Genomic DNA, 14694 nt, shown 5'->3' with positions numbered 1-14694 from the left:
GAATCCTCAGTTGACCCGCGCGCCATCCAGGGCGGTGACATCCACCTGCATCTCAAGTCGCTGGCCCGGCTGCAGATAGGTTCCTTCGGCAATGCCGTTCCAGCGTCGCAGATCATTGATCCCGACACTGAACTGGCGAGCGATTCGGTAAAGGGAATCGCCCTGGCGGACGGTGTAAGTCACCGACTGAACCCGCTGGCCGGGGCTGGCCAAACGGCTTCCCTCAGTTTCACTCCAGATCACCAGCCGCTCCCCGAGGGGGAGAACCGCGTTGGCATCCAGGTCGTTCCAGCGCACCAGATCGCCCACTCTGACGCCATAGCTCCGGGCAATGGTCCACAGACTTTCGCCCCGCTGCACAACGTGATCATAGCGTTGCCGCTCGCTCTGTCCGCTGCCGGCGCTGGCGGTCTGGCCGGCTCGGTCGGTGGGGCGGCTGGCCAGGGGAACCAGGAGATCGGCACCGGCCCGAATCAGGTCACCGTTGAGGTTATTCGCCTCACGCAACGCGCCGACCGGAACTCGATAGCGATTGGCGATGCCGCCGAGGGTCTCGCCCTGCGCAACGCGGTGACGTTGCCAGCGCATCCACTCGGATGGCGGGTGATCGGCCAGGGCGGCATTGAAACTGTCTGCCCGGTCCCTGGGTAGCAACAGGTGATGGGGCCCATCAGGCGCGGTCGCCCAGCGGTTGAACCCCGGGTTCAGCTCGTAAATGGTGTCCATCTCTAGGCCCGAGAGCTCGGCCACCAGGGCCAGATCGATCTGACGGTCCAAATCCACCCGCTTCAGAAAGGGCTCATTGGGGATGTCCACCAGTATCAGGCCGTGCTTCTCGGGATGTCCCACCAGCTCACTCATGGCGAGTAGCCGGGGCACGTAGTTCATGGTCTCCTGCGGGAGGCTCAACGACCAGTAGTCGGTGGGCTGGCCCGCGTTTTCGTTTCGCCGGATGGCGCGGGAAACGGTCCCTTCCCCGGCGTTGTAAGCGGCGATGGCCAGCAGCCAGTCGCCGTCGAACATGTCATGAAGGTAATCCAGGTAGGTCAGCGCCGCATCCGTGGACGCCAACACGTCCCGGCGGCCGTCATACCACCAGTTCTGGTCCAGCCCGAAGTGGCGACCGGTAGCGGGGACGAACTGCCAGAGCCCGGCGGCGCTGCTTCGTGAATACGCGAACGGCTGGAACGCGCTCTCCACCACCGGTAGTAGCGCGAGCTCCATGGGCATGTCCCGCTCCTCGAGGGAGTGAACGATGTGATACATGTATGGCCGCGCCCGCTCCGAAACCCGCTCCCAATAGCTGGTCATTCCCGCGTAGCGTTGCATTTCTGCCTGCACGCGCTCGTTATCGTGGCCTGGAATGCCATAGCCCTGGCGGATACGGTCCCAGACGGTCTCCGGTGGCAAGGCCTTTTCTGCCTCCGTCAGTCCGGAAAAATCCCGTGACGCGGTGCCTGCCACTTCATGCGGCATGCCCCGCGCCGCACTGCTGTCGTGGGCACCATCCGTCGAACGCGTCGGATCGCCGACGTTAGCGCAGCCGACGGCGAACAGGGCAATGAAGACCGGACCCATGCGCTTGGTCGTGATACCCACGCGCCTTTCTCCTAAAAGTTGTCTTTCCACTGGCGCAACACCGCGAACACCTCGGCGGGGGTGTCCAGTTGCTGGCCTGCCCGGGCCTCGGCCTGCCGTTTGACGGCATCGCTGTCCCATCGCAGAAAGGGGTTGGTGTCACACTCTTCGGCCAGGGTTGACGGCAGCGTAATCACGCCCTTGGCGCGTTGCTGCCGGACGTTTTCCAGGCGTTGCTGCAGCGCTTGATTATCCGGCTCTACGGCCACTGCAAATTCCAGGTTGGCCAGCGTGTATTCGTGCCCGCAGTAAAGGCGGGTCTCTCCCGGCAGCGTTCGCAGCTGGGCCAGATAGGCCTGCATCTGCTCGGGTTTGCCCTCGAACATCCGCCCGCAACCACCGGCGAAGAGCGCGTCACCGGCGAAAAGGGCACCGCCGCCGAAGTAAGCCAGATGATCCAGGGTGTGCCCCGGCACCGCGATGACGTCGAACCGGGTCTCGAGCCCGGCGGGGGCCATGGTCTCGCCGGCGGACACCGGATTGGTCAGGTTGGGGATGTTGCTGTCCCTCGGTCCGTAAACCGGCGTGCCGTTGTCCACCAACTCGGCGACGCCTGCCACGTGATCACCGTGATGGTGGGTCACGATGATGGCACTCAGCGTTAGGCCGAGTGACTCCAGCGCCCGGGCCACTGGCGCTGAATCCCCGGGATCCACGACGACTGCGTTGCGCCCCTGTGGTGGGCTGATCAGCCAGGTATAATTATCGGCCAGAATCGGCACCGGGGTTATTTTTAGCATGGTGCGCATGCTACCCCGCGGCGTAAATTGCCTCAAATAAACGGCGACCAAGGGAGAGATTGGGCGCATGCAATGGCTGCACCGCTGGTTTGCAACCAGCGCCGGACAGGAACTGGCTGACCAGGAGTCGCGGCTGATCTCCCGTCGACTGGCGGGACTGTATGCCCAGCGCGTTCTGCAGGTGGGTGATTACGGCGGCGGGCGATGCCCCACCGTCTTCGGTGATGCGCGTCTCTGGGTTCTGGATAACTGGCGCGGCGGCCAGACCGACCTGAGGGCCAGCCCCGAGGTCCTGCCGCTCGCCTCCGGCAGCGTCGATGTGGTGGTGCTGATTCATCAGCTGGAGTTCGCCGAGCGTCCCCATCAGGTCATTCGCGAGGCAGCAAGGGCGCTGGCACCGGAGGGTCATCTGCTGGTGGTGGGGTTCAATCCCCTGAGCCTCTGGGGGCTTCGCCGAATGCTGGCCGCGGGGCGTTCCGAGCCTCCCTGGGCCGGTCGATACTTGGGTGCGCTTCGAGTGGGTGACTGGATGCAACTGCTGGGCCTGATTCCGCGCCCTCACGATGGTATCGCCCTCATGCCCCCACTGCCGCAGCGCCTGCGGCGGAAAGCCGCCGCCAGGCCTTCGAATTATGGTCGCAGCCTGGGCCCGGGGCTTCGCTGGATCGGTGGCGTTCACCTGGTCATGGGGCAGAAACGGGTCGCCGGCCCGACCGCCCCGCGCCTGCGCTGGCATCGGCGTCTGGAGTTGATCCCGGGGGGGATACCTCAGGCCAGTGCCGGCGCCCGTAATGCCGGCCGGGAGCGCCTGAATGACACGGGTTGAAATCTTTACGGATGGCGCCTGCCGCGGTAACCCGGGCCCCGGTGGGTGGGGCGTTCTGCTCCGCTATGGAGGAACGGAGCGGGAGTTGTATGGCGGGGAGTCCGTCACCACCAACAACCGCATGGAACTGACCGCGGCGATCAAGGGCCTGGAGGCCCTCAATCGGCCCTGCGAGGTCGATCTGACCACAGATTCCCAGTATGTTCGCAAGGGCATTACTGAATGGATGGATGGCTGGAAGCGGCGTGGCTGGAAAACCGCGGCCCGAAAGCCGGTACTCAATCAGGATCTGTGGCAGCGCCTAGACCAGCTTGCGGCCACTCATCGAGTTCACTGGCACTGGGTGCGCGGTCACGCCGGTCATGCCGAGAATGAGCGGGTGGATGCGCTGGCCAATCGCGGAATCGACGAAATGAATCAAATGGAGGGCTGATGCGGCAGATCATTCTGGATACGGAAACCACCGGACTGGAGCCGCAGGAAGGCCATCGAATCATCGAGATCGGCTGCTATGAGCTCGATCGCCGTCGCCCCACGGGCCGGCAATTTCATGAGTACCTCAATCCGGATCGCCCGGTGGACCCCGGCGCCGTCGAAGTCCACGGGCTGACCGATGCGTTCCTCGCGGACAAGCCGCGCTTTGCCGACGTCGCCCAGGCGTTGATTGATTTTGTCAGCGGCGCCGAGGTGATTATCCACAATGCACCCTTCGACGTGGGTTTCCTGGATGCGGAACTGGGCCGTCTGGGGGCGGCATGGGGACAGATGCAGGACTATTGCGTGGTGACGGACAGTCTGGCGCTGGCGCGCAGCCGCCACCCGGGACAGCGCAACAGCCTCGATGCGCTCTGCAAGCGCTACCGGGTCGACAACAGCAGTCGCACGCTCCATGGCGCCCTGCTTGACGCCGAAATCCTGGGCGAGGTCTACCTGGCCATGACCGGGGGGCAAGTGGGCCTGACCCTGGGCACGGAGGAGCCGGGCAACGGCCCGCGTCAGGCGGAAGCCCGGCGTGACGTCGCGGAGGATCGAAAGCCACTGCCGGTCATTCAGCCCACGGCAACCGAACAGCAGCTGCACGAGGCCTGGCTTGAGCGTCTCGACGCGGCGGCGGATGGCCCCTGCGTATGGCGTAATCTGCCCGCCGAGGTAACAACATGATCCCGAGACCGCTGGTGGCTCCGGTGCGTGCCGTTACCCTGGATCTGGATTTCACCCTGTGGGATCTCACCGGTGTGCTCCAGCACGCCGAAGCCGTGTGTCAGGGATTGCTGGAGCAGCGCTACCCGGCGGTGGCAGAGCGCTATGACATCGCAGGACTGCGGGACCTCCGTGCCAGCATTGTCCAGGCGCAGCCCGGCCTTGCCCACGACGTCACCGCTCTACGTCGAGCGGCGCTGCGCAAGGCCGGCGAGGACGCCGGTTACCACGGTGAGGTGCTGAACCGCCTGGTTGATGAGGCTTTCGAGGTCTTCCTCGACGCCCGCCATGCGGTTCGGGTTTATGACGACGCCATCCCCCTGTTGCAGGCTCTGCAGGGTCATGTGCGGGTGGGGGCGTTGACCAACGGCAACGCCGAGGTCAGTCGACTTGGCTTGGGCGATTATTTCGATTTTTCATTGTCGGCCGTGGAACTGGGTGCTGCCAAACCGTCCCATCTGGTCTTCGAGACGGCCACCAATCGCGCCGGGGTGCCAGCCGCGGAAATTGTCCATGTGGGCGATGATGTGCACAGCGATGTAACCGGCGCGGCCCGGCATGGCATGCAGGCCGTATGGCTGAATCGCGATGGCGCGCCCTGGCCGTCTGACGCGGAGCCAGTGCCCCATCACGAGGTCGCCAGCCTGGCAGAGCTCCAGGGCATGTTGCTGGGCCTTGTCGGAGTGACGCGATGACGGGTGTGGAGGCTCGCGGGTTCGGGCTTGTCGTGATTGGTGATGAGCTCCTGTCCGGCAAGCGCCAGGATCGCCATTTTCCGCATCTGCAGGGGTTACTGGCCGAGCGGGGCCTGGAGCTCCGGTGGGTTCGCCTGATTAGCGATGAAGCGGCCCTGATCACCGGGACATTGCGGGAGACACTGGCGGGGCCGGATGTGGTGTTCAGCTGCGGCGGCATTGGCGCGACGCCGGATGACCGCACCCGGCAGTGTGCCGCCGAAGCGCTCGGCGTGTCGCTGGCGGTTCACCCGGAAGGCCGGCAGATGCTGGAGGAGCGCTTCGGGCGCCCCGTGGAGCCCTCGCATCGGCTAAGGCTGGTGGAGTTCCCGTCCGGTGCCTCGCTGATTCCCAACCCGGTTAATCAGGTGCCGGGGTTCAGCATTCGTGACCATCACTTCATGCCCGGTTTCCCCAGCATGGCCTGGCCGATGATGGCCTGGGTGCTGGATCATCACTACACCGCCTGGCACGACCCGGACCGCCTGGCGGATCGGGCCATCGTCGTCACCGGCGCGCGGGAGAGCGATGTAATTCCCATGCTGGAGCGTTTTGAGCAGGCGCATCCCGGCGTGCGCCTCTCCTGTCTTCCCAACGTGCGCCAGGGTCAGTTTTCTCTGGAACTGGGCCTGAGGGGTAATCGGGATGCGGTGGCGGCCACCATGCCGGCGCTGCAGGCCGAAATTGCGGCGCTGGGCTTTGAGTGGCAGCCGGTTACCCTGACGGTGCGCCATGATTGAGCCGGCCGGGCGCCCGGGACGCCCGGCCCAGCTGGCCATCATCGTGTTCGCCATTGTGCTGGCGCCGCTGGTGGGTGCAATGCTGACCGGCGACGATCTGCGATCTTTCCTGCGTTTCCCGCCGCGGCCGCTGGAGGCTGCTCCGGAGAGTTTTACGGGCTGGGTGTTCGTTACCTACCTGGTGGCGATTGTTGCTGTTCTGCTGCCCTTTCTGCTGCGCATTGGTCGAGCGGGGTCTGCGGCATTGGCGGGCTCGGCGGGCTCGGCGGAGTCGCCGCGGACTTATCCGCTATGGGGATGGCTCGGTGTCGCCCTGCTGGCGGTGAGCTGGTTTATTGCCTGGGTGCCGTTGCCGGGGCTGGAGGAAGCCCGCCGTCTGTCGTTTACGCCGCTATGGGTCGGTTATGCCGTGGCGATCAGCGCCTGGGTGCAGAAGCGCGGCGGACGGTGCCTGCTCACGGAAGCCCCCTGGGTTTTTCTGGCCCTGTTCCCGGCCAGCGCCGGGTTCTGGTACCTGTTCGAGTACCTGAATCAGTTCACCGGTAACTGGATCTATGATGGCACCGGGGTCGCGCCGGATCGCGAGGCGCTGAGCTGGTTCCTGCGCTCCGCACTGCCCTTCAGCACGGTGCTGCCGGCGGTGCTCGCCACCCGGGATCTGCTTGCCACCTGGCCCCGTCTGTCTGCGGGACTGGATAACTTCGCGCCTATCCGGCCCCGCCGCCCACGGCTCGTCGCCGCCATCGCCTGGGCTGCCGGTGTCATCGGCCTGGCCGCCGTGGCTATCTGGCCAACAGCCCTGTATTCCCTGCTATGGGTGGCACCGCCGCTGATCATTGTGGCCACTCAGGCATTGGCCGGCGAGCGCCATGCCTTCACCCGGGTGGCCGGAGGCGACTGGCGGGGACCATGGCTTGCGGTGGTGTCGGCCCTTTTCTGCGGCCTTTGCTGGGAACTCTGGAACATCTTCAGCCTGGCCCGATGGACTTACCACATCCCCCATGCCCAAGTGCTGCATCTGTTTGAAATGCCGCTGCTCGGCTACGCCGGTTACCTGCCGTTCGGCATCACCTGCGTGGTGGCAGCGCACCTTCTCACCGGTCTGACGCCGGACGTACGAAATCCCGAAGACCGAAAGCCCTGATACCAGGAGTCTCCCAATGACCCATCAGCGAGTCGGAACCGTCTGTCTCGTTCTCCTGGCCATGTTGATCGCACTGGCCTATATCGTGCCGTTTGCCCTGCTCAGGGACGTGCAGGCGTGGCATGGTGCGTTTCTTTTTTGGACGGTCTTCGGGCTCCTGGTCCTCGGGTTGATTGCCCGACTGGTGGCGGAGTGGCGGCCATGACCACTGGCATTGTTGTCGCGCTGGTCATTTATGCGCTGATCGGAATTGCCCTGGCGGTGGCGGCCCGGCAGGGCCTCGGTTCCGGCTCCAGTGAGTACTTCCTCGCGGGTCGCAAGGCCGGGGGTGTGATTTCCGCGCTCAGTTACGGAGCCACCACCTTCAGCGCCTTCATGATGGTCGGCCTTGCCGGCCTGACCTACGCCGGAGGTGTTGGAGCCCTCGGGTTCGAACTGATCTATCTCGCCGGCCTCGGCCTGGTGGCGATTTTCGGCCCCCGTTTCTGGCTGGTGGGAAAACGGTTCGGCTTTATCACACCGGCAGAGATGCTGAGTTATCGGTACAACAGCCGGGTGGTGGGCGGTGCAATGGCAGTCGCCTCCTGCATTTTTCTGATTCCCTACAGTGCAGTGCAGTTAATGGGGATCGGTTACCTGCTGTCAGTGATCAGTGATGGATCCATCAGCTTTGATGCCGGCATTCTGGTGGGCGTTGCGCTGGCGCTCATCTGGACCATGGTGGCCGGGCTTCGATCCGTGCTCTGGACCGATGCGTTGCAGGTGATCATCATGCTGACGACCAGTCTGCTGGCCGTGGGTTTCGTCATGGCGGCGCTGGGGGGTCCGGCGGCTTTCATGGCCAGCACCGCCCGCGATCACGGTGAGTGGCTGGCAGTGCCCGGGCCCGGCGTGTTCGACATGGTCACCTTTATCGGCCTGACGCTGCCCTGGTTTTTCTTTTCCATCAGCAATCCGCAGGTCAGTCAGCGACTGTTCTCCACGGTGTCCATTGGCGCGCTGCGGACCATGCTGCTGGGCTTTCTGCTGATCGGCTTCGTCTACACGCTCGTTTCCGTCCTGTGGGGTTTTGCCGCGCTTCAGCTCCTGCCGGCCCTGGATAGTCCGGACCTCGCCACGCCAACGCTGCTGGCCAGCGATGCGGTGCCGCGGTTGGCAGCCATCGTGCTGGTGGTGGGGATTGTGGCGGCGGCGGTATCCACCGTGGATTCGGTGTTGTTGAGCCTGGCGTCGCTGGTTTCCCGGGACCTGTATCGGCCCATGGCACCTCGTGGCACGCGGGAAATGCTCGCTGGCAAGATCGTCATGGTGATCGTCGCCGCGCTGGCCGTGCTGTTCGCACGACTGCAACTGGACCTCATAACGATCCTGTCGGTGGCCTCCTCCGCCGGGCTCCTGGTCACCGTGCCCGCCATTGTTGGCGCCTTCTTCTGGCGGCGGGGCACCGCCACGGGGGCCGTCGGCAGCATCATGATTGCCGGTGTCGTGGTTACGATCCTTCAGGTTGGCCGGTTCGCTCCGCTCGGAGTGCCTGCCTCAGTCTGGGGTGGGTTGCTGGCAGTGGCGCTGTTTGTTGGCCTGAGCCTGCTGACCCGTCCCCCGACGAGCCGTGCCGCCGAGTTCATGGCGCCGGTGGAGGAGGGGCTGGCCCGCCACCGGATCCGGTAGTCCTGTCGCGCGGCTCTAGCGGGTGCCCTCGAGCAGGTTGTCCCGCAAGCTGCCGGAGAGGGGGCTGTCCGGATCCAGCCAGATGCCAAAGTACGCCTCGGCAAACTCGGCCCCCGGCATGGTCCCCGCGGGTTCGCCGTTGAATATCAGTTGTGTTCCCTGCCCTGGCTGGTATTCCATGCGATAGCGGTCGCCCTCGCTGACGGACTGGAAATAGCCATGAAAGGTGGCGACGTCCGACTCCAGCGATGCCAGCTGGTCGGCGGTCAGCTGCTCCTCGAGCTTGGTGTTCGCCGCCAGAATGATGTCTTCGGCGCTAATGTCGTAAAAATATTCGATCTCCAGCCGTCGGGGGGTGTCTGCCGCCAGCACGTCCGGGGTTGCCGTACCCGGAGGCAGATAAAGCCCGGCGGCGTAGACAACAAATATCACCCGGTATCGGGCGATGCCGGTGCCGGTGAGCACCAGGGTTTCATCGCCGAGGGTAACCTCCCGGTCGAAGCGGGCACCCCGCTCCTCGACCTCGGCCCGGGCAATCGCCCCCGACAATGTCAGGGCCAGTACCGACACCATGGCGATCCACCGGCTCCACCCCGAGATCCACCGACTCAAGGCTCGAGCCCCGGCGCATCCGCCTTTCGGAAGAACAACGTCACCGTGCCGACACGAAAGCCGAATTTGGTCACCTCGGCGGTATTGATCAGGGTGTTTTCATCCACGAGCACCATCCAGTCATCGAACCGCAGATTCCAGGTCCGATCGCCGACATCCAGGGCCATGGTGTACTGCCAGTTGAGGGCGTTGCCGGCGCGCTCGCCCTCTGCAATGCCAACAATGTCCCCGGCCGTGCCCTGGTAGGTTCGATCGTCAATTCGGTCAATTTCCCAGACCCGGCGCTCGGTTTCGCCGTCGTCGTAGACAAAATGCTCATCCAGGACGATCCGATCGCCGTCCACCTGACCATCGATGTCCACCGTAAACCGACGCTGAATCTGCCCACCCCGGGACTGAAACATCCCCCAGGCGAGCACCCGGCCGTCAAAAAACTCCTCCACCCGGAATTCCGGGCCCTCATCGGCATAATCCTCCGGCGTCGGTCCGGCACAGGCAGCGAGCAGGACCACAGCGAGAAGCAGGCTGGTTATCAGACCCGATCGGGTGGGGGCCATCACTGTCTCCTTTTGGGTTTATGAGCAGTCAACCCTATCATTGTGCTCCATTCCAGCGACCACAGGATGTTTTTCATGGCGGGTGATGAAGATCTGCGCCAATTGGCCCGGAGTGCGGATGTGGTGGTGTTTCACTCTCCGGTCACCGATCTTGGCGGACTGGATGAGCAGCTCGAGGAATCCGGGCACAACTGGCGCGCCATCGAAATGGGGATGGGGTCGTCGGAAAGTCGCGAGCAGTTCCGTCGGCTCAAAGCCATGACCGGACGCGGCACGTTGCCCCAGGTGTTTGTCGAGGGTCGCTTTGTCGGCGGCCTGCAGGCGGCAAAGGCCTCGCTGAATGAGCGCGCGGGGGGCAGCACTGCAGCCGCGGGCTGGATGGGCTATCTGGGGCTGTTGCCATTCCTGGCTACGGCCATTGGTGTCTGGTTCGGTCCGGCCTGGGCCGCCGGATGGCTGGCGGCCTATGGCGCCGTCATTCTCTCCTTTATTGGGGCGATTTACTGGGGGCTGGCCATGTCCCGTCCGGGTGCGTCCCCGGAGTGGTTCTACGCGTCGGTGGTTCCGGCACTGGTTGCGTGGGCGGCGCTGCTGGTTCCAGCCATCGTCGGCCTGCCCGTGATTGCCGCCGGGTTCATTGGCTGGCGGGTCTGGGAGTCCCGGGAAGCGGCCGGGGCGCTGCCTCGATGGTTCCGGCGGCTTCGCACCGTGCTGACGTCCGGTGCCGTTCTGGCGCTTGTCGGGGGCTGGCTGGCTCTCCTGCCCTTTACAGGTACGGGGTGAAAAGCCAGGCGAGCGCGTCCCGAATGCGGGGCAGAAGCGGACGCTCATCCAGTTCCGCCAGCGTCACCCGCCGGGAGGCGCGCCGGCAGTTTTCGATGTGCTCAGCCATGGCCTCGCCAAAACGGGTGTCATAAACCTCCACCACCACCTCGAAGTTTAGCCGCAGGCTGCGGGGGTCGAGATTCGCCGAGCCCACCTGGGTGTACTGTCCGTCCACCACAAACAGCTTGCTGTGATCAAAGCTGCCGGACTGGTAGTAGACCCGCACCCCCCACTTCACCAGCTCCCAGAGCATGTTGCGGGTCGCCCAGTGCATGAAAGGCAGATTGTTATGCCCGGGCAGGACAATATCCACCCGCGTGCCGCGCACCGCGGCCGCCTGCAGTGCGGCCACCAGCTCCCTCGGCGGCAGAAAGTAGGGGGTCATGATGGCCACATGGTCCCGGGCGGCCGCCACTGCGCCTACCAGCACCATGGTCAGGCGATTCAGATCCTCGTTCGGCCCGTCCAGCAATACTCGGCAAAGTGCGTCGCCGGCCTCAGCAGCCGGCTCGGACCGGCGGGGCCCATCGCGACGGCGGGTAACGAATTCCCAATCGTCCAGAAATACGCCCTCGAGCTGCTCAGCGAGGGGGCCACGCAGGTGGAAGTGGATGTCGCGGATCCCTTCCTTCGAGCCTGGCCGGTTCACCAGGTGGCGATCCCCGATATTCATGCCTCCGGTGAAGGCCGTCTGACCGTCGACCACCAGCAGCTTGCGGTGATTGCGCAGATTGATCAGTGGACTCGGCGGCACCAGCCGCGGTGGCAGAAATCGGGCCACCGGCACACCCCGACGCCGAAGCGCATGACGAATACGGGGCCAGCTGTACCACTCGCCCGCGCCATCCAGCAGGACGCGCACGTCGACGCCGCGATCCCGGGCGGCGGCGAGGGCCTCGACAAACTGCTGACCGCTTTCGTTGCTCTCGAAAATGTACGTCGACAGGAACACCTGATCGCGGGCATTTTCGATGGCGTCGATCATGGCCGGGTAGGCGGCCTCACCACCGATCAGACTCTCGATGTCGTTGCCATGGCTGATGGGACGCCCCGCGACGGCGCTGGAGATTTGCGCCTGGGTTCGAAAAGCCGCCGGAATCCGCTCCGGGAGCCGATCCTGCGGGTCCGGCTCTCCGCCGGTGAGCTCCCCCCGCAACTGAAGCGCTCGTGTCCGGATACGGTTAATGCCGAAAAAATAGTAGAAAATCGGCCCGACCACGGGAAAGAGCAGGCAGAAGGCAATCCATCCGAACGCCGCGGCAGGCTCGCGCTTGTTCAGCAGCGCATGCAGGGCGCTGCCGGTGGAAATCAGCAGGATGGCGGCGACGCTGAGCCACTGCAGAGTTTGCATTGTCACGGGCTGCCTCCGCGGCTAGTATCCGAGTCACAGGCACGTTTTTGTGCCAGGAGGCTGCATGGTAACCCTGCGTCGCTGTTCCCTGCTTGCCGTGATGCTGGTGATCCTCGGATGGCTGGCTCCGGTTCCGCCAACGACCATGGCAGCCAACGGCGAGAGCGCCGGGACATTGCCCCGGCCCGCCGCACTCGAGCCTGCCATCCAGTTCTGGACGTTCATTTACACCGAGACTCCCGTTAACCGGGGTGTGATCCACGATTCCGGCGATGACATGCGGATTTACGGCGAGGTGTCGGTGGCACCGCCCGGGCAATGGTCGGAGCGCCGGCGCCAGGTTGGTGAGGCGCTGGATGAGCACCGGGCGGCCCTCAAGGCCCTGGCGGAGAATTCCCTGGATCCCCGGACGCCCCTGCAGGCACAACTCCTTGACCGCTTGCCGGATGACGCCAGCCCTGATGATTTGCTGGCCCTTGCGGAGCGGCTGCGTTTCCAGGGAGGACTGCGCGAGAATTTCCGTGATGGACTGGCGCGCTCTGGCCAGTGGCGCGATTACATTGCGGGGGCGCTTGCGGAGGCTGAAGTCCCCCCTGAGCTGCTTGCATTGCCCCATGTGGAGTCCTCCTTCAACCCGGTGGCTCGATCCCATGCCGGCGCTGCCGGCCTCTGGCAGTTCACGGCGGGCACCGGCCGTGAGTTCATGCGCGTGGACCCGGTGGTGGATGAGCGGCTTGATCCGTGGCTCAGCACTCGGGCGGCCGCGGCGCTGCTGCGGCGAAATCACAACGCACTGGGCACCTGGCCGCTGGCCATAACCGCGTATAACCATGGCGCCAATGGCATGCGTCGAGCGGTGAACGAGGTGGGTAGCACTGACTACATGCGGGTTCGCGAGACCTATCGGGGGCCCCGTTTCGGGTTCGCTTCGCGCAATTTCTACCCAGCCCTGCTGGCCGCAGCCGAAGTGGATGCGCGCCATGAGCAGTACTTTCCCGGGCTGGTCATGGACGAACCCGGCGCCGTTGTTCGGGTCGAATTGCCCCATTACACGCCGCTGGAGACGTTGATCGACGGGCTTGGCCTGGACGCAGGGCAGCTTCTCGCCGTTAACCCGGCGCTCGGGCCAGCGGTGGGGGACGGCCGCAAGTTTCTGCCGAAGGGCTACCCGCTGGTACTGCCGCGATCCGATATCGACTGGGCACGGAAAGTCCATGCACTGCCCGGGTCGCGTCTGTTCACTCAGCAGCGTCCGGACCTCCACCATGCGGTACGGCCGGGGGAGACGCTCTCGGGCATCGCTGCCCGCTACGGGGTCGGGTTACAGACCCTAATGGCCAGTAACGGCATCGGCGACGCCAATCGCATCCGAGTGGGCACCAACCTGAGTCTGCCGGCGGCTGGCGCCATGCCGGAGCCGGTCAGTGGCGGTTACCATCAGGTCCGTGCCGGTGAGACGCTGGGCGGCATCGCCCGCCGTCACGGGACGAGTGCCGGCCGGCTTCAGCGGATCAACGGGCTGGCGGATCCTGACCGTATCCGTGTCGGGCAGCGTCTTCGCTTGACGGCGGACCCGGCAGGAAGTGTCGAAATCGGTGCCGAGACTTGATAGTAATGGGATGAACCCGGCGGCGAGGGATGGGCTTGGACGATGCTCAAAGCCATCAAGGATTTTTACGAGGCCAACATCAATCCGGCCACGGAGGTCGAGGGCCAGTCGGTCAGTCACCGGCTGCAACTGGCCACCGCGGCGCTGCTGATTGAGATGGCGCAGGCGGACAATCAGCGACACAGCCTGGAGTTCCAGGCCGTTCACGACGGGATCATGGACGTTTTCGATCTCACCGCGGAGGAAACCGCCGAGGTCATCGAACTTGCTGATCTCGAGGCCCATGAGGCAACGGACCATTTCGAATTCACCCAGCTCATCAATGAGCAGTTCGATTACTCGCAGAAGTGCAAGGTCGTCGATCTGCTCTGGCGGGTCTGCCTGGCTGACTCGGAAATGAACCGTTACGAAGAGCAGCTGGCCCGCAAGATTACCGAGTTGCTTCACGTGGAGCACAAGGACTTCATTGCCGCGAAACTCCGGGTGCAGCGCGAGTACAGCGCCAGCGGTCACCTCGACGACTTCGACAATTACGCCTGAATGGCGGTCTTCAAAGCACGTCAGGTCGCCCGAATTCGAGACGGTGTGGCAGCGGGCCGGGCAGCGGTGCGGCGATCCGGCTGCCCGGAACCGCTGGTTTTTGCGCGGGCCTATGTGGAAGCCGGCGGACCTCAGGTGCCGGGGGATCCATCGGTCGCCGCCTCCGAGGCCCTGGGCCAGCGTCTGCTGGCCTGGCTTGCAGACTCCGACACCCCCCCCGCGGACGATGCCGACCTGGCGCGGGAAGTCTCCCGATGTGTCAGTGAGACTCAGTGGGCATTGACGCTGGATGATGATGGCGTCGTTGGCTTTCTGCTTGACCTGCCGGAGGAGGCCCTTGAAAACCCCACCGTGGAGGCGCTCGCTCACCAGAGCCAGGGGTTGGGTCCGGGGGTTTTTCGCAAGGCTGACATCCTGGTGCTTCAGCCCGAATGCGACGGGGCACGGTTCATCCCCATCACCCACCACGACGTCGAGTGCTGATCGCCCGGCGGCAAGGTTGACTTGCAT

General features: G+C 64.7%; 17 protein-coding genes. 12 read left to right on the top strand and 5 right to left on the bottom strand.

The window, feature by feature from the left end; genetic code table 11:
* Positions 1-6: 6 nt before the first annotated feature.
* A complete protein-coding gene (locus GJ672_RS07150; RefSeq protein WP_229381850.1) occupies positions 7-1599 on the bottom strand; it encodes a LysM peptidoglycan-binding domain-containing protein in 1593 nt (530 codons plus the stop codon).
* Between the two features lie 11 nt (positions 1600-1610).
* A complete protein-coding gene (gene gloB / locus GJ672_RS07145; protein ID WP_154296542.1) occupies positions 1611-2378 on the bottom strand; it encodes a hydroxyacylglutathione hydrolase in 768 nt (255 codons plus the stop codon).
* A 67-nt stretch (positions 2379-2445) separates the two neighbouring features.
* Here gloB and GJ672_RS07140 point away from each other — a divergent pair, with 67 nt between their 5' ends.
* The 8 genes from GJ672_RS07140 to GJ672_RS07105 are packed head-to-tail and all read left to right on the top strand — an operon-like array spanning position 2446 to position 8690.
* On the top strand, positions 2446-3204 hold the full coding sequence (locus tag GJ672_RS07140) for a class I SAM-dependent methyltransferase (protein ID WP_154296541.1): 759 nt from the start codon (positions 2446-2448) through the stop codon (positions 3202-3204).
* On the top strand, positions 3191-3637 hold the full coding sequence (gene rnhA, locus GJ672_RS07135; RefSeq protein ID WP_154296540.1) for a ribonuclease HI: 447 nt from the start codon (positions 3191-3193) through the stop codon (positions 3635-3637). The genes GJ672_RS07140 and rnhA overlap by 14 nt, the downstream gene beginning before the upstream one ends.
* The gene (gene dnaQ / locus GJ672_RS07130; protein ID WP_154296539.1) at positions 3637-4365 is read left to right on the top strand and encodes a DNA polymerase III subunit epsilon; all 729 of its coding nucleotides are present in this window, start codon (positions 3637-3639) and stop codon (positions 4363-4365) included. The genes rnhA and dnaQ overlap by 1 nt, the downstream gene beginning before the upstream one ends.
* On the top strand, positions 4362-5099 hold the full coding sequence (locus GJ672_RS07125; protein WP_154296538.1) for an HAD family hydrolase: 738 nt from the start codon (positions 4362-4364) through the stop codon (positions 5097-5099). Before dnaQ ends, GJ672_RS07125 begins: the two co-directional genes overlap by 4 nt.
* Positions 5096-5878 (top strand): molybdopterin-binding protein, encoded by a 783-nt coding sequence (locus GJ672_RS07120; protein WP_154296537.1) that lies wholly within the window; start codon positions 5096-5098, stop codon positions 5876-5878. The genes GJ672_RS07125 and GJ672_RS07120 overlap by 4 nt, the downstream gene beginning before the upstream one ends.
* A complete protein-coding gene (locus tag GJ672_RS07115) occupies positions 5871-7022 on the top strand; it encodes a hypothetical protein (RefSeq protein WP_154296536.1) in 1152 nt (383 codons plus the stop codon). Before GJ672_RS07120 ends, GJ672_RS07115 begins: the two co-directional genes overlap by 8 nt.
* A gap of 16 nt (positions 7023-7038) precedes the next feature.
* The gene (locus GJ672_RS07110; protein ID WP_154296535.1) at positions 7039-7227 is read left to right on the top strand and encodes a hypothetical protein; all 189 of its coding nucleotides are present in this window, start codon (positions 7039-7041) and stop codon (positions 7225-7227) included.
* On the top strand, positions 7224-8690 hold the full coding sequence (locus GJ672_RS07105) for a sodium:solute symporter (protein ID WP_154296534.1): 1467 nt from the start codon (positions 7224-7226) through the stop codon (positions 8688-8690). Before GJ672_RS07110 ends, GJ672_RS07105 begins: the two co-directional genes overlap by 4 nt.
* Before the next feature lie 15 nt (positions 8691-8705).
* On the opposite strand, the gene GJ672_RS07100 is transcribed toward GJ672_RS07105, so the two are convergent.
* Together GJ672_RS07100 and GJ672_RS07095 are read right to left on the bottom strand one after the other, a co-directional pair.
* Positions 8706-9302, bottom strand: coding sequence for a chalcone isomerase family protein (locus GJ672_RS07100; protein ID WP_154296533.1), 597 nt, complete (start codon positions 9300-9302; stop codon positions 8706-8708).
* Positions 9299-9859 (bottom strand): DUF3833 domain-containing protein, encoded by a 561-nt coding sequence (locus GJ672_RS07095; RefSeq protein WP_154296532.1) that lies wholly within the window; start codon positions 9857-9859, stop codon positions 9299-9301. Before GJ672_RS07095 ends, GJ672_RS07100 begins: the two co-directional genes overlap by 4 nt.
* A gap of 75 nt (positions 9860-9934) precedes the next feature.
* Between GJ672_RS07095 and GJ672_RS07090 the strand changes: the two genes are divergently transcribed.
* Entirely contained in the window at positions 9935-10642 is a 708-nt protein-coding gene (locus tag GJ672_RS07090) for a DUF3429 family protein (protein WP_195759477.1), read from the top strand.
* On the opposite strand, the gene GJ672_RS07085 is transcribed toward GJ672_RS07090, so the two are convergent.
* On the bottom strand, positions 10626-12035 hold the full coding sequence (locus GJ672_RS07085; protein ID WP_154297085.1) for a phospholipase D-like domain-containing protein: 1410 nt from the start codon (positions 12033-12035) through the stop codon (positions 10626-10628). The two genes, GJ672_RS07090 and GJ672_RS07085, sit on opposite strands and share 17 nt — an antisense overlap.
* A 64-nt stretch (positions 12036-12099) precedes the next feature.
* Here GJ672_RS07085 and GJ672_RS07080 point away from each other — a divergent pair, with 64 nt between their 5' ends.
* Genes GJ672_RS07080 through GJ672_RS07070 form a run of 3 tightly spaced genes read left to right on the top strand, consistent with a single transcriptional unit; the run spans position 12100 to position 14667 of the window.
* Entirely contained in the window at positions 12100-13644 is a 1545-nt protein-coding gene (locus GJ672_RS07080; RefSeq protein ID WP_154296530.1) for a lytic transglycosylase domain-containing protein, read from the top strand.
* 42 nt (positions 13645-13686) lie between these two features.
* Positions 13687-14184 carry a TerB family tellurite resistance protein gene (locus GJ672_RS07075; protein ID WP_154296529.1) on the top strand — a complete coding sequence of 166 codons (498 nt, stop codon included), beginning with the start codon at positions 13687-13689 and terminating at the stop codon, positions 14182-14184.
* Positions 14185-14667 carry a hypothetical protein gene (locus GJ672_RS07070; RefSeq protein ID WP_154296528.1) on the top strand — a complete coding sequence of 161 codons (483 nt, stop codon included), beginning with the start codon at positions 14185-14187 and terminating at the stop codon, positions 14665-14667.
* The last annotated feature ends 27 nt before the right edge of the window (positions 14668-14694 follow it).

It is taken from the genome of Spiribacter sp. 2438, assembly GCF_009676705.1.
GTDB lineage: Bacteria > Pseudomonadota > Gammaproteobacteria > Nitrococcales > Nitrococcaceae > Spiribacter.
Note: the sequence above shows the minus strand (reverse complement) of the source record. Positions and strands in the feature narration are given on the sequence as shown.

Coding starts and splice junctions, on each gene's coding strand:
- gloB (WP_154296542.1), bottom strand. CDS start 2,378: ATGCTAAAAATAACCCCGGTGCCGATTCTGGCCGATAATTATACCTGG.
- GJ672_RS07140 (WP_154296541.1), top strand. CDS start 2,446: ATGCAATGGCTGCACCGCTGGTTTGCAACCAGCGCCGGACAGGAACTG.
- rnhA (WP_154296540.1), top strand. CDS start 3,191: ATGACACGGGTTGAAATCTTTACGGATGGCGCCTGCCGCGGTAACCCG.
- dnaQ (WP_154296539.1), top strand. CDS start 3,637: ATGCGGCAGATCATTCTGGATACGGAAACCACCGGACTGGAGCCGCAG.
- GJ672_RS07125 (WP_154296538.1), top strand. CDS start 4,362: ATGATCCCGAGACCGCTGGTGGCTCCGGTGCGTGCCGTTACCCTGGAT.
- GJ672_RS07120 (WP_154296537.1), top strand. CDS start 5,096: ATGACGGGTGTGGAGGCTCGCGGGTTCGGGCTTGTCGTGATTGGTGAT.
- GJ672_RS07115 (WP_154296536.1), top strand. CDS start 5,871: ATGATTGAGCCGGCCGGGCGCCCGGGACGCCCGGCCCAGCTGGCCATC.
- GJ672_RS07110 (WP_154296535.1), top strand. CDS start 7,039: ATGACCCATCAGCGAGTCGGAACCGTCTGTCTCGTTCTCCTGGCCATG.
- GJ672_RS07105 (WP_154296534.1), top strand. CDS start 7,224: ATGACCACTGGCATTGTTGTCGCGCTGGTCATTTATGCGCTGATCGGA.
- GJ672_RS07095 (WP_154296532.1), bottom strand. CDS start 9,859: ATGGCCCCCACCCGATCGGGTCTGATAACCAGCCTGCTTCTCGCTGTG.
- GJ672_RS07090 (WP_195759477.1), top strand. CDS start 9,935: ATGGCGGGTGATGAAGATCTGCGCCAATTGGCCCGGAGTGCGGATGTG.
- GJ672_RS07085 (WP_154297085.1), bottom strand. CDS start 12,035: ATGCAAACTCTGCAGTGGCTCAGCGTCGCCGCCATCCTGCTGATTTCC.
- GJ672_RS07080 (WP_154296530.1), top strand. CDS start 12,100: ATGGTAACCCTGCGTCGCTGTTCCCTGCTTGCCGTGATGCTGGTGATC.
- GJ672_RS07075 (WP_154296529.1), top strand. CDS start 13,687: ATGCTCAAAGCCATCAAGGATTTTTACGAGGCCAACATCAATCCGGCC.
- GJ672_RS07070 (WP_154296528.1), top strand. CDS start 14,185: ATGGCGGTCTTCAAAGCACGTCAGGTCGCCCGAATTCGAGACGGTGTG.